This is a genomic window from Stagnihabitans tardus (assembly GCF_009925085.1).
GTDB lineage: Bacteria > Pseudomonadota > Alphaproteobacteria > Rhodobacterales > Rhodobacteraceae > Stagnihabitans > Stagnihabitans tardus.
Genome location: NZ_JAABNR010000033.1, coordinates 1 through 14,074, shown reverse-complemented (window position 1 = coordinate 14,074; position 14,074 = coordinate 1). Strand labels below are relative to the sequence as shown.

Genomic DNA, 14,074 nt, shown 5'->3' with positions numbered 1-14,074 from the left:
GACATCGATGTCTTACCTGTGACACCGATGTCATGACACCGGTGTCACCGCAGAATCATGCGGGGCGACGGTCGGCCTGAAGGGGAGTTCAGGCGCGGGGGGGGAAGATGGCCACGATTTACGACGTCGCAGATCGCGCGGGCGTGTCGCCCAAGACGGTGAGCCGGGTGCTCAACGGCGACGGGCCGGTGGGCGAAAAGACCAAGGCCGCGGTCGAGGCCGCGATGCGCGAGCTGGGCTATGTGCGCTCGAACGCCGCGCGGATGATGCGGGCGCAAAAGTCGGGCATCGTCGGGCTGATCACCGGGGCGATTTCCACCAAGAACCAGCCGACCCATCGGCAGGGCCTGCCCGACCTCTTCATCGTCCAGGGCATCCAGCGCGTGCTGGAGCCCTCGGGCATGACGCTGATGATTGCCGACACCGCAGGCAAGCAAGACCGCGTGGCGCCCTTGATCGACACGTTCCTCAGCCACCGGGTCGAGGGGCTGATCTATGTGGCCGAGTATCACCAGGAGGTGAACCTGCCGCCGGTTCCCGCCGACACGCCCCTTGTCCTGGCCAATTGTTTCGACGCCCGGGGCACGCCCTCGGTCCTGCCCGACGACCGCCGCCTGCAGGCCGACCTGATCCGGCGGGTGATCCAGGCGGGTCACCGGCGCGTGGGCTATATCGCGCTGCGCCCCGACATGGCGGCGGGGCAGCTGCGTCCGCTGGGCTATCGCGACGCCCTGGCCGAGGCGGGGATCGCCTTCGATCCCGCCCTTCTGACCCATGCCGATTTCGACCAGCCCGAGGCGGGTCCGCAGCTTCTGTGGGACACGATCGACCGCATGTTGCGCCTGCCCGATCCGCCCTCGGTCCTGGCTTGCGGCAACGACCAGATGGCGCTGATGGTTTACGGCATCCTGCGGTCGATGGGGCGCAAGCTGCCCGACGAGATCGGCGTCGTGGGCTTCGACAATTACCGCGTCATCGCCGAAACGCTTTACCCGCCGCTGACCACGGTGGACCTGCCCTATACCGCGCTGGGCGTGCGGGCAGGCGAGCGGCTCTTGTCGCTGATTTCGGGGGAGAGCCCCCAAACCCAAAGCCCCGTCCTGGTGACGGGGCCTGTCCACTGGCGCGCCTCGGTGAACGAGCGGCCCGTAAACATCGTCAGACTGCAAACTCATCGGGAGGAATAGATGAAAGTTTGGAAATTCGCGGCCTCGGCCGCCATCCTGTCCTGGGCCTCGATGGCGCAGGCGACCGAGACCCTGACCATGTGGTATCATGGCGCGGGCAACGAGGTCGAAAGCAAGATCATCAACCAGATCATCACCGACTTCAACGCCAGCCAGACCGACTGGAAGGTCGAGCTGCAGAGCTTCCCCCAGGCGGCTTACAATGACTCCGTCCAGGCCGGCGCCCTGGCGGGCAACCTGCCCGATATCCTGGACGTCGATGGCCCGAACATGCCCAACTGGGCCTGGGCTGGCTATATGCAGCCCCTGCAGATCGACGAGGCCAAGATCGCCAACTTCCTGCCCGGCACCAAGGGCATCTGGGACGGCAAGCTCTATTCGATCGGCCTGTGGGATGCGGCGATTGCGCTGACCACCCGCAAGTCCACGATCGAGGAGCTGGGCCTGCGCATGCCCACGACCGACGCGCCCTGGACCAAGGACGAGTTCATGGACGCCCTCGCCAAGGCCAAGGCCGCTGGCAAGTGGGAATTCGCCCTCGACCTCGGCACCGCCTGGACCGGCGAATGGTACCCCTACGCCTTCTCGCCCTTCCTGCAGAGCTTTGGTGGCGACATCGTCGACCGCTCGACCTATCAGACCGCCGAGGGCGCGCTGAACGGCGAGGCCGCGCTGGCTTTCGGCAACTGGTGGCAGGGTCTCTTCAAGGACGGCTATGCCCAGGCGACGCAAGACCCGGCGGACCGGGATTCGGGCTTCGCGGCTGGCAAATATGCCTTCTCGTGGAACGGCAACTGGGCGGCTTTGGGCGCGCTGAAGGCCTTCGACGACGTGGTCTTCCTGCCCGCCCCGGACATGGGTGCAGGCTCGAAGATCGGCGCGGCCTCGTGGCAGTTCGGCGTCTCGGCGACCTCCAAGCACCCCGAGGGCGCCTCGGCCTTCATCGAATTCGCGCTTCAGGACAAGTACCTGGCCGATTTCTCGAATGGCATCGGCCTGATCCCCGCGACGCCCACCGCGGCCGAGATGGTGGACAACTACAAGGCCGGTGGCCCGCTGGCCGTCTTCGTCGAATACTCGGCCAAGTCGGGCACGGTGCGTCCGGTGACCCCGGGCTATGTCGTCCAGGCCAAGGTCTTCGAGAAGGCCGCGGCCGACATCGCCAATGGCGCGGATGTGGCGGCGACGCTGGATGCGGCGGTCGACGAGATCAACGCCGATATCGAGAAGAACAAGGGCTACGGCCACTAAGGCCAGCCTGACGCGGCCGGGCGGTCACGCCCGGCCCAAGGTCAGCGGTCCGGGCGGCGCTTTCGCCCGGACCCACCCGGCCCGCGCGCCCCTTCCCTCCTCTCCCCAGCCGTTCATTCCCCAGCCTTGGGGAAGCGCCCGAGTTTTCACGGAAAATTCGTCACCCCGGCCCCATCTTCAACCCTGCGAGGCAGACATGGCTTCGAAATTCACCCGCTCCAACCGGACGGGCTTTCTCATGGCAGGACCGGCGGTCTTCCTGATCGGCTGCTTCGTTATCCTGCCCTTCCTCTTTGCGATTGCCTTCTCCTTCACCAACCAGCGCCTGATGTCGCCCAATCCGACCGAATGGGTCGGCCTGTCGAATTACGAGGCGCTTCTGGGCCTTGGCACCCTGACGCTGGAGCCGGAAAAGGACGCGACGGGCGCCGTGGTGATGGAGGACGGTGAGCCGAAATTCCCCGCCACCCGCAGCTTTACCCGGGGCAACCCCGATTATCCCCAGCTGGCGGGCATGCGGGAGTGGTTCTCCTTCGACCATGGCGGCAGCCGGACCTTTGTCCTGGCGCGCGACGTGGTCTTCATGACGGCGGTGGTGAACACCTTTCTCTTCGTGATCATCGTGGCGCCCGTGCAGGCGGGAATTGCGCTCGGCCTCGCGCTTCTGATCAACCAGAGGCTCAGGGGCATCAACGTCTTCCGCGCGATCTATTTCATGCCGGTCGTGGTTTCCATCGTCGTGGTCTCGCTTTTGTGGCGGTTGATCTATGACGGGCAATCGGGGCTTTTGAACAACCTGCTGAGCGCGGTCTCCTTCGGGATGATCCCGCAGATCGACTGGCTGGGCAATCCGGACACCGCCCTGGGCGCGATCATCGGCATGTCGATCTGGCAGGCGGTGGGCTTCCACATGGTGATCTGGCTCTCGGGCCTGCAAACCATCTCGCCTACGCTCTATGAGGCCGCCGCCATCGAGGGCGCCTCGAAGACGCAAGTCTTCCGCTACATCACCTGGCCGGGGCTGCGGAACACCGCCGTGCTGATCCTGATCGTCATCACCATGCAGGCCTTTGGCCTCTTCGCCCAGATCGACGTGATGACCAATGGCGGCCCCCTGGACTCGACGCAAACCATCGTCTTCCAGGCCGTCGAGCGCGGCTATGTGAAAAAGGACATCTCGGGCGGCTCGGCCATCTCGGTGGTGCTCTTCGTCATCGTCCTGTCGATTTCCCTCATCCAACGCTGGCTCACCCGGGAGAAAAGCTGATGGCCATGATCGCTTCCGACAATCACGGCCTGCGCCTGGTCACCCGTTACGCGGTGCTGGTGCTGATCGCCGTCATCTTCATCTTCCCCCTGGTCTTCATGCTGATGTCCTCGCTGAAGCCCGACCAGCAGCTCTTGCAGGACAGCGGGAGCCTCCGCGCCTTCCTGCCGGTGGGGGATATCTCGCTCCAGAACTACACCAAGGCGTTTGAGCGCGCCCCGGTGCTGACCTTCGTCTTCAACTCGCTCCTGGTCACCGGGGTCACGGTCGTCCTGTCGCTGGTCCTGTGCTCGATGGCGGGCTTCGCCTTCGTCTTCGTCGACTGGAAGGGGCGGGGCGTGCTCCTCTCGGTCCTCTTGGCCACACTGATCGTGCCGTTTGAAACCATCGCCATCCCCATGCTGCTCTTGGCCTCCAAGCTGCCCTGGGTGGGGATGGAGGGGCTGAGCTACGGTTGGCTCAACACCTATCGCGTGCAGATCGTGCCCTTCATCGCCGACGGGTTGACGGTCTTCCTCTTTGTCCAATACTTCAAGGACTTGCCGGGTGAGCTGATCGAGGCCGCAAGGGTCGAGGGCGCATCGTGGTGGCAGATCTACCGCAAGATCGTCATGCCGCTGTCGGGCCCGATCCTCGCCACCGCAGCCATCCTGAAATTCCTGACCATGTACAACCAATACCTCTGGCCGCTCATGGTCACGCAGGAGGAAGGCTACCGCCCCGTCATGGTCGGCCTGCAATACTTCTTCCAGCTCAACGTCGCCTGGGGAGAGGTCATGGCTTACCTGAGCCTGATCACCGTCCCCGTCCTCGCCTTCTACCTTTACCTTCAGAAAGCCTTCATCGCCTCGATCGCATCGACCGGCGTGAAGGGATAGGAGCCATCATGTTCGCAATTCCCGACACCTGGCTGTGGGACAGCTGGTATGTGAAGGACGGTGACACCTTCCACGGTTACTTCCTGCAGGCGCCGAAAAGCCTGATCGACCCGGATGCCCGCCACCTGAATGCGACGCAGCGCCATGCGGTGTCGAAGGACCTGGTGAACTGGACCGACCTGGGCACCACCTTCGGCCCGGCCGCTGCGGGGGCCTGGGACGACTCGACCACCTGGACGGGTTCGGTCCTGAAGGACGACGCGGGGCTCTGGCACCTTTTCTACACCGGGACCAACAAGGCCGAAGGCTCGCTTTATCAGCGCATCGGCCATGCGACCTCGACCGATCTGCACAACTGGACGCGGGTGGGGGATGGCCTGGCCCTGGACCTGAAGGGCCCGAATGCCGAGGCTTACGAGGCCGAACATGCCCTGGGCTTCTGGCATGACCGAGCGATGCGTGACCCTTGGGTCATGCGCGACCCCAAGGGCGGGTGGCTCATGTATTTCACTGCCCGCGTCCCCGGCGTGGCGGAGGCCAATGACGGCGGCGCCATCGGCTTTGCGACTTCGCCGGACCTGGTCAACTGGACCCTGCAACCCCCGGTCTTCCACGGCGGCTTTGGTCAACTGGAGGTCCCCCAGGTCTTCGAAATCGAGGGCACCTGGTATTGCCTCTTCTGCACCTCCTCGGTGCATTTCTCGGAGCACCGCGCCAAACAAACCACCCCGGTGACCGGCACGCACTACCTGATCGGCGAAACCCCGCGCGGGCCCTGGAAGATCGCGCCCGGCTTCCTCGACGGCGCCGAGCCCTGCCGCCGCTATGCGGCGCGCATCGAACAGGGGCCGGAGGGCCTGGTCATCCTGGGCTTCGCCGACAGCGGCAAGGCCACCTTCGGCGGCTATATCATGGACCCCGAGCCCGTATTGCGGGACGCACAGGGTCTGCTTTCCATCGGCAAGAGGTAATCATGGCAGGGATTTCGCTGAAAGGGCTGCGCAAGAGCTACGGCACGGCCCATGTCATCAAGGGCGTGGATATCGAGATCGAGGAGGGCGAGTTCTGCGTCTTCGTCGGCCCCTCGGGCTGCGGGAAATCGACGCTGTTGCGGATGATCGCGGGGCTCGAAGATATCTCGGGCGGCGACCTGACCATCGACGCCAAAAGGGTCAACGATCTGCCCCCGTCCGAGCGTGGCGTGGCCATGGTCTTCCAAAGCTACGCCATCTTCCCGCACATGACCGTGCGCGAAAACGTGGCCTTTGGTCTGACCATCGCCGGGGCCTCGAAAGAGGAAAAGGAGGCCAAGGTCGCCGAGGCCGCCCGCATCCTGCAGATGGAGCATCTTCTGGACCGCCGCCCCTCCCAGCTTTCGGGCGGTCAGCGCCAGCGCGTCGCCATCGGCCGGGCGATTGTCCGCAAGCCCAAGGTCTTCCTCTTCGACGAGCCCCTGTCGAACCTCGATGCCGCGCTGCGCATGGATATGCGCATGGAGATCGGCAAGCTGCACCACCAGCTTGGCGCCACGATGATCTATGTGACCCATGACCAGGTCGAGGCCATGACCTTGGCCGACAAGATCGTCGTCCTGAAGGAAGGCCGCGTCATGCAGATCGGCGCGCCGATGGAGCTTTACCACAACCCCGCCAACCTTTTCGTGGCGGGCTTCCTGGGCGCGCCTTCGATGAACTTCCTGGAGGTGACGGTGCAGGGGGTCACCGGCGACAAGGCCCTGGTCTCCTCGCCCGTCCTGGCCCCCATCGAGGTCTCCGCCAAGCGCGGCCCCTTTGCCCCCGGCGCCCGCGCCATCCTGGGGCTGCGGCCGCAGTATCTGTCGGTCGCCGAGGGCGGGCAGCTCTCGGGCAAGGTCGCCCTGACCGAAAGGCTGGGGTCGGAAACCGTGCTGGACATCGAGACCGCCGACGGCAAGTCGCTGGTGGCTGCGCTCGCGCAGGACGCGGTCTTCCCGATCGGCACCCCGGTCACGCTGCGCTTTGACGCTGAAAAGGCCCATCTCTTCCAGCCCGAAGAGACGGCAAGCCAGCCGCATTGACCCCAAGGGGCCCCCGTCGCAAGGGGCCCTTTCGCTTGGCGGTCGAAATGGGCAGGGCCCCTGCGGTTACCCTTGGGCGCGATTTCCGCGCCGGGAGACCGCGATGATCGACCTCTTTTCCGCCGCGCTGATGCAGGGGCTTGGCCCAAAGCGCTCAAGGCCGCAGGACAAGCCCGGACTTGACCGCTAGGCGAACAGGAAGGCGTCCAGCGTCAGGCTGGCCGCCGCCACGCCGTTCAGCAGGATCGTGTCGCCGCCCGAAAGGTCGATCTGCGTCAGCGTCGGGGTCAGCGCCACCCAGGAGACATCGGCGGCGGTGCGGTCGGCCAGGCGGATGAGGTCGAGGCCCAGTTCGAAGTCCAGGATGCGGTCAAACCCGTCGCCCAGCCAGAACTGGAAGACATCCGCATCGCTGCCGCCTGCCAGGCGGTCATCCCCCGTCCCTCCCAAAAGGCTGTCCGCCCCGGCCCCCCCTGTCAGGCGATCCGCCCCGGCCGCGCCCAGCAAGAGATTGGCCAGGCCATTGCCGGTGATCTGGTCCGCGCCGCTGCCCCCCGCCACGTTCTCGAAGCCCGAGATCGTGTCGCCCAGGGCCTCGCTGCCGCTGACCACGCCGGTGGCCAGGTTGACCTGGACGGCCCCCAGCGCCATGCCGTAGTCCAGCAGGTCAAGCCCCGCGCCGCCGGACAGGAGATCGGCCCCGGCCCCGCCCGCGAGCGTATCGTTCTCGGAGCCGCCATAGAGGAAATCGTTGCCCGTCCCGCCGTAAAGACTGTCCTCGCCCGAACCGCCCGCAAGGCTGTCGTTGCCGCCAAGCCCGACCAGGCTGTCCCCGCCGCCGCCGCCGACCAGCGTGTCGGACAGGAGACCTGCCGTGATGGCATCCGCCCCGCTGCCGGCATAAAGCCCCAGGGCCTCGATCCCGGTCAGGACCACGGTCAGCGTGGTTGCGGTCAGGTCGCTGAAGCCCAGCATCAGGGTCAGGCCATCGGTCATGGCCTCGGCATGGATCTCGGCGAGGTCGGAAAGGCCAGAGCCCCCGTCCAGCGTCTCGGCCGTCGGGCCGAAGGCAAAGAGCCTCAGCTCGTCGCGCCCCGCTCCGCCGTAAAGCGCATCGTCGCCCGAGCCGCCGTCCAGGATGTCGTTGCCGCTGCCACCGGACAGAAGATCATTGCCCGCCCCGCCCGTCATCGTGTCGTCCAGGGCAAGACCCGTGGCCGTGTCATCGCCTGCGCCAAGCCGCAGATCGACCTCTTCGATGCCCGACAGCACGGTGACAAAGCCGTCGCCGGTCAACTGCCGTGTCGTGGCGTTGAAGACCAGCGCCTCGGTCGCGGTGCTGCGGTCCAGGATGGCGCGGTCGCGCCCCTCGCCGCCCTGAAGCACATCGTTGGCCGCCTGGCCCGAGGCCAGGGTGTCATCCCCCGTCCCGCCCCAAAGCGCGTCATGGCCAAGCCCGCCATCCAGGAAATCCGCGCCAATTTCCCCGTAAAGCGCATTGTCCGCGCCATCGCCGGTGATGCGGTCGTCCAGCCCGGTGCCCTGGACCGCCTCGAAGCCGCTCAGCCGCCCGGTGACCGAGCCCAGGAGCTGCGTCCCGGTCTGGCCCAGGTTCAGGATCAGGCCGAAGGTGGGGAAGTAGTCGGTGAAGCTGGCCATGTCAAAGCCCTCGCCGCCGATGATATCGCCCCCGGTCCGGCCCAAGAGGACCATGTCGTTGCCCGCCCCCGCATCGACGATGCCCTCTCCGCCGCGCGCCTCGATCGTGTCATTGCCCGCGCCGCCGAAGAACCGGTCGTCCCGCAGCCCGCCGGTCAGGCTGTCATTGCCGAAGCCGCCGGTGACCCAGAGCTCTTCCATGTGGTAGAGATAGGTATAGGCGGTGCCGTCCTGCGCCAGGAAAAGGTCGACCGAGAGGTCTTCGGTCGAGAGGCTGCGGTCGATCACCGCGCGGTCGATCCCCTCGCCGCCGATCAGCACATCGGCCTGGGCCCGCCCCAGCGACAACAGCACATCATCCCCCGCGCCGCCGTCCAGGCTGTCATTGCCCGCGCCGCCGTCGATCCGGTCGTCCTGGTCCCCGCCGGTCACCGTGTCGGCTCCGCGCCCACCGACATAGGACAGCCGTTCGATGTCGATGAGGACCGTGGTGGGCCCGATTCCCTCGAGGTTGCCGCCCAGGATCAGCCGGTGCCAGCCCGAGGTCGCGCTGCGGTCGATCACCGCGGTGTCGATGCCCGTGCCGCCGTCCAGCGTGTCGGCATGATCCACCCGGTCGATGGACAAGAGCCGGTCGTCGCCCGCCTCGCCCCGCAGGTGATCGGCCCCGATCCTTCCGTCGATCCGGTCATTGCCCGCCCCGCCCGAGAGCCGGTCCGCCCCCGTCGTGCCGATCAGCGTGTCGTCAAACCCGCTGCCCTCCAGCACTTCGATGCCGCTCAGGTTCAGCGCCTGGCCGCCCAGGAAGGCCGAGCCCCCGGCCCGGGCAAAGACCCCCTGCGTGGTGCCCTCGAAAGAGACGACGTCGATCCCCGCGCCGCCGTCGATCGTTGCGGCATCGTCGCCCGCAAAGAGGATGCGGTCGTTGCCCATCCCCGCCGCGACCACATCCGCGCCCAGGCCCACCGTGATCGTGTCCTGGCCGCCCCCGCCGTCGATCTGGTCATCCCCGGCGCCACCGTCGATCAGGTCGTCGCCCTCCAGCCCCCGCACGAGGTCATTGCCCGCGTCGCCCCAAAGGCTGTCCTGGTCCTGGCCGCCCGCCAGGCTGTCGTCATCCTCTCCGCCGCGCAGGAAGCCCCCGCCCTCCAGCGTGTCGTTGCCCGCCCCGCCATAAAGCTGCAACAGCGGCAAGGTCGGGCTCGGGATCATGGGATTGGGCACCAGGAAATCGGCAAAGCCCGTGCCTTCGATCACGAGCTCGCGGGCCGAAAGGCGGATGCTTCCCGCGCCCAAGCCCGCAGCCGTCAGCCGCGCATCGACCCCAAAGGGCGTGAGGCTGATCCCCGCGCCAAGGTTCGAGGCGTCGATGCTGATCACTCCGAACTGGAACAGCTCGCTCGCGCCCGCAAAGGCGCCGTCCCGCAGGGTGATTTCGGCCACATCCTCCCAGCGGCCATCGATCAGGACAAACCGCCCCGTGGCCTCGGCGACCAGCGTGTCCTCGCCAAGGCCGCCTGAAAGCTGCTCGACCCCGGGCCCCATCCCGCTGCCGCCAAGGATCAGGTCGTTGCCCGTCCCGCCCGACAGCGCATCCGACCCCGCGCCGCCGATCAGCGTGTCATCCCCCGCGCCGCCATCGACCGTCGCCCCAAGGCTGCCCGCGATCACCAGGTCATCCCCGGTGCCGAGCCTCAGGTTCCAGCCTTCGACATTAGTCACCTCGAAGCTATTGCCGATGCGCACGAATTCCGAACTGATCGCAAAGTTGAATTCCTGGGCGCTGGCCGAGAGGTCCAGCGTCACGAGGTCGGTGCCCGCGCTGCCTTCGATGGCCTGAAGGCCGATCCCGCTCTCCCAGATGTCGGACAGGCTGTCGTTGCCATTGCCGCCCGCGAGCGTGTCGCGGCCTGTGCCGCCCTCCAGCGTGTTTCCGGTGCCGAAACTGCTCAGGACATCATCGCCTGTTCCGCCAAAAAGCGCCGCGTCGCCAAAGGCCTGGAGCCTGTCATTGCCGCCCTCGCCCGAGGCCGTGCCGCCCTGGACCGTGACGCGGTCATCCCCCGCCCCCGCCGCGATCTGCATCAAGGTGAAGGAGCTGTTCAGCGTGTCATTGCCGGAGCCGGTCGAAAGCTGGCCGGACTCGAAGCCGTTCAGCTGGAAAAGCCCGGCGATGCCCCAGCTTCCCCCCGCCAGAAGCGTGGCCGAAACCCCGGTGGTCATCTGCGTCAGATCCAGCGCGACCCAATCGGCATCTTCGCCGCCGTCGAGGATCGCTTCACCCTGACCCGCCCTCCATTGCGCATGAAGGCTGTCGTCCCCCGCCCCGCCAAAGAGCGAATCCGTGCCCTCGAAGCCCGAGCTGGCGTTCAGAACGTCGTGGCCCGCGCCACCCAGAAGGAGGTCATCCCCCGCCTCGCCCTCGAGCTGGTCATCGCCATCCCCGGCGAAGATCTGGTCATTGCCCGCGCCGCCCGAAAGCCGATCCGAACCGGTGCCCTCCGGGTCCGTCGCAGGCCCGCCATAAAGCAGGTCATCCGTCGCGTCGCCGTCCAGCGTGTCACTTCCCGCAGTGCCAAAGAAATCCGCCATGATGTCAGTCTCCCAGGGGCCGGAGCGACCGGCGGGGCAAGAAATTCAGGGAATGAGCTGGACGCCGATGCTACAACAGCTTGACTGCGGATCAAGCGGATTCCCGGTTTACCCGCCGATCACGCCATCGTCATGTGCCGCAGGCCGTGCCCGCACTATCCTTTCCCTTGCGGTGTGGAGGACCTCGATGCGACATCTTGCGGCGCTTTTTGCCCTGCTGCCCTGGCCCGTCCTGGCCCAGGACTGGAACGCCGCGCCGCCGAATGCGCCCTATGTCGCGGCCTTTCCCGGCCAGACCCGGGCGCCCGCGCTGCCCGATGCGGCCCTTGCGCTGACCCCCTTGGCCGAGGGGCTGCGGCATCCCTGGGGCATGGAAGAGCTGCCCGATGGCCGCTGGCTGGTGACCGAGCGCCCGGGGCGGATGCGCATCGTGTCGGATCGCGGGGTCTCGAAGCCGATCCAGGGGCTTCCCCCGGTCCATGCCGAGGGGCAGGGCGGGCTTCTGGACGTGGTCATCGCCCGTGACTTCGACAAAACCCGACGGGTCTGGTGGTCCTATGCCGAGCCGCGCGGGGCCCTGAACGGGACAGCCGTGGCGACCGGGGTGCTTTCCGCCGACGAGACCAGGCTTGACCAGGTGACAGTGATCTTCCGCCAGGCCCCGGGCTGGGCCTCGGATGCGCATTACGGCGGGCGACTGGTGCTGGCGCCGGATGGGGCGCTGATCCTGACCACCGGAGAGCGGTCGGACCGCCGCGCCCGCCTCCAGGCCCAAGACCCCGCCAGCCACCTGGGCAAGGTGATCCGGCTTTCTCCCGGAGGCGGGCCTGCCCCGGGCAATCCCGCGCTGCCCGGCTGGGCGCCCGAGGTCTGGTCCATCGGTCACCGCAACGTGCAATCGGCCGCCTATGGTCCGGACGGGCGGCTTTACACCATCGAACACGGGCCGCTGGGCGGGGACGAGCTGAACCGGCCCGAGGCGGGGCGCAACTATGGCTGGCCCGTCGTGACCTATGGGCTGGAATACAGCGGCGCGGCCATAGGTCAGGGCCTGACCGAGGCCCAGGGCATGGAGCAGCCCCTGTATTACTGGGACCCGGTCATCGCGCCCTCGGGCCTGGCCTTCTATGACGGGGCGATGTTCCCCGACTGGAGGGGCAGCCTCCTGGTCGGCGCGCTTGGCGGTCAGGCCCTGGTGCGCCTGACGCTGAAGGGCGACCGCATCACCGGCGAGGCGCGCTATCTGCAAGGCATGGCCCGCATCCGCGACGTCGCCGTGGCGCGCGACGGCGCCATCATGATCCTGACCGACGAAGAGAACGGCGCCTTGATCCGCCTGACCCCCAAACCCTGACCCCCAAGCCGACAGGAGAGAAAGATGACCCGACTGACCCGCCGCATGGTCCTGGCCTCTGGCGCTGCTGCCAGCCTGACCCCGTTTCTCGCCCGGGCCGAGGCGCCGATGCTGGGCGCCTCGACCCCCCTGCATTACCGCTTCAAGCTGGGCGGCTTCGAGGTGACGCCGCTCCTGGCGGGCACCGGCACCCGCGACAAGCCGCAAGAGACCTTCGGCCTGAACGCCACGCCCGAGGAATTCGCGGCGCTCTCGGCCGAGAACCTGATCCCCGCCGATCGCAGCCAGAATTTCTTCACGCCGACCCTGGTGAACACCGGCAAGGAGCTGGTTCTGTTCGACACCGGCCTGAACCCCGAGGGGCTTCTGGCCGCCCTGACCTCGGCGGGCTATACGGCCGATCAGGTCGATGTCGTGGTCCTGACCCATATGCATGGCGACCATATCGGCGGGATCTCGGGCGAGGCGGGGGTGACCTTTGCGAAGGCGCGCTATGTCACCGGCGCCATCGAGCACAACCACTGGTCAGGCGCCGCAAACGAGGGCTTCGACACCAGGATCAAGCCCTTGAACGACAAGTTCACCTTCCTGGATGCGGGCCAGGATGTCGTCTCGGGCATCACCTCGGTCGAGGCCCATGGCCATACGCCGGGCCATTTCGCCTATCACATCGAAAGCGAGGGCCAGCGGCTGATGCTGACGGCCGACATGACGAACCACGCGGTCTGGTCGCTGGCGCGCCCCGATTGGGAGGTGCGCTTCGACATGGACAAGACGGCGGCAGCGGCGACGCGGCGGCGCATCCTGGGGCAATTGGCGGCCGACAAGATGGCCTTCGTCGCCTATCACCTGCCTTTCCCGGCCCTGGGCTATGTCGAGGCCCGGGGCGAGGGATTTGCCCATATCCCCATGTCCTACCAGCTGATCATGGGGTGACCCGAAGCGACCAGGGGGCGCTCGAAATTCTCGGGGCGCCGCAGGGGCCACTATGCGCCAAGCTTGCACCGCTGCGGGTATCGACCCCGACGCGCCCCTTTTGGGCATCCCCGCCGAAGCTTTCTGATCTTCCTCAAGGCCAATAGGAAGCAACTGCCGTCCCTTTGGGGGGCGGCTTTTTTATTGCTTCGGTAGTTGCGATGGTTCATCGGCGGGAAAGTCCCGCGTTAGACCGCTCGCTTGTTCCAAGGGCGTTGCTTGGCGCGGAACATGTCGCGAAGGTGCTGCGACAGGAAGTTATCGGTATCTAGAACTGTTCGCTCAATTTGGGGTCGGTATTCGTCGCGCAGCTTTCCGATAGTGACGTAACCCGCGTCGCCGCCGCGATGTGCGATGTCTCCCCGCGCCGTCACGAAATCTTTGATTACCTGTTCCCCATGATGCCAACATGAACTGAGTTGATTGACGCCAAGGAACTTCTTGAAGATCGGGTCTATCACGCCCGGCTTTGGTGTGTTGACCGCATCAATTTTGATCTGAGCCGCTTCTTTATAAACGGCTTTCCAGCCGTCGCCAGCCATCGCTAGGGCTTTCAGTTCATGTTGGCTACCTACCACATAGGCCGCGATAGCCTTCTTAACTTCCTTGGGCAGGTCGTCTGGTGCCGCAGCTCTACCGCAGGCAAAATCCACGGCTTCGCTAAGGACTTCCTCTAGATACAGTTCCCATGCGGCGCAGAGCAACAGCACGCCGCCGCGTGTGAGGTGGCCTAGGGTCAGGACCCATTGATCACGCTCTAAGACCGTGATTCACGGTCGGCCAGGAGACCTGATTTATGAGCAACTTGTTCTGGCTGACCGAAGCCCAGATGGACCGGCTTCGGCCCTTCTTTCC

General features: G+C 66.3%; 10 protein-coding genes. 8 read left to right on the top strand and 2 right to left on the bottom strand.

Annotated features, from left to right (window positions below):
* Positions 1-107: 107 nt before the first annotated feature.
* The 6 genes from GV832_RS19515 to GV832_RS19490 all read left to right on the top strand — a co-directional run bounded on the left by GV832_RS19515 (position 108) and on the right by GV832_RS19490 (position 6,639).
* Positions 108-1,187: a LacI family DNA-binding transcriptional regulator gene (locus GV832_RS19515; RefSeq protein ID WP_168776559.1), complete on the top strand. Its 1,080-nt coding sequence runs from the start codon at positions 108-110 to the stop codon at positions 1,185-1,187.
* A complete protein-coding gene (locus GV832_RS19510) occupies positions 1,188-2,438 on the top strand; it encodes a sugar ABC transporter substrate-binding protein (protein ID WP_168776558.1) in 1,251 nt (416 codons plus the stop codon).
* Between the two features lie 196 nt (positions 2,439-2,634).
* Positions 2,635-3,705 carry a carbohydrate ABC transporter permease gene (locus GV832_RS19505; protein ID WP_168776557.1) on the top strand — a complete coding sequence of 357 codons (1,071 nt, stop codon included), beginning with the start codon at positions 2,635-2,637 and terminating at the stop codon, positions 3,703-3,705.
* Positions 3,705-4,583 (top strand): carbohydrate ABC transporter permease, encoded by an 879-nt coding sequence (locus tag GV832_RS19500; protein WP_168776556.1) that lies wholly within the window; start codon positions 3,705-3,707, stop codon positions 4,581-4,583. The genes GV832_RS19505 and GV832_RS19500 overlap by 1 nt, the downstream gene beginning before the upstream one ends.
* An 8-nt stretch (positions 4,584-4,591) precedes the next feature.
* Positions 4,592-5,554 (top strand): glycoside hydrolase family protein, encoded by a 963-nt coding sequence (locus tag GV832_RS19495; protein WP_168776555.1) that lies wholly within the window; start codon positions 4,592-4,594, stop codon positions 5,552-5,554.
* 2 nt (positions 5,555-5,556) lie between these two features.
* Entirely contained in the window at positions 5,557-6,639 is a 1,083-nt protein-coding gene (locus tag GV832_RS19490; RefSeq protein WP_168776554.1) for an ABC transporter ATP-binding protein, read from the top strand.
* 186 nt (positions 6,640-6,825) lie between these two features.
* Here GV832_RS19490 and GV832_RS19485 read toward each other — a convergent pair whose 3' ends face one another.
* Entirely contained in the window at positions 6,826-10,890 is a 4,065-nt protein-coding gene (locus GV832_RS19485; RefSeq protein ID WP_168776553.1) for a beta strand repeat-containing protein, read from the bottom strand.
* A 187-nt stretch (positions 10,891-11,077) separates the two neighbouring features.
* Between GV832_RS19485 and GV832_RS19480 the strand changes: the two genes are divergently transcribed.
* Positions 11,078-12,244 (top strand): PQQ-dependent sugar dehydrogenase, encoded by a 1,167-nt coding sequence (locus tag GV832_RS19480; RefSeq protein ID WP_168776552.1) that lies wholly within the window; start codon positions 11,078-11,080, stop codon positions 12,242-12,244.
* A gap of 24 nt (positions 12,245-12,268) precedes the next feature.
* The gene (locus GV832_RS19475) at positions 12,269-13,180 is read left to right on the top strand and encodes an MBL fold metallo-hydrolase (RefSeq protein ID WP_168776551.1); all 912 of its coding nucleotides are present in this window, start codon (positions 12,269-12,271) and stop codon (positions 13,178-13,180) included.
* 227 nt (positions 13,181-13,407) lie between these two features.
* Here GV832_RS19475 and GV832_RS19470 read toward each other — a convergent pair whose 3' ends face one another.
* Positions 13,408-13,959, bottom strand: a complete 552-nt coding sequence (locus GV832_RS19470; RefSeq protein WP_227754554.1) for a HEPN domain-containing protein — start codon at positions 13,957-13,959, stop codon at positions 13,408-13,410.
* Positions 13,960-14,074 lie beyond the last annotated feature (115 nt).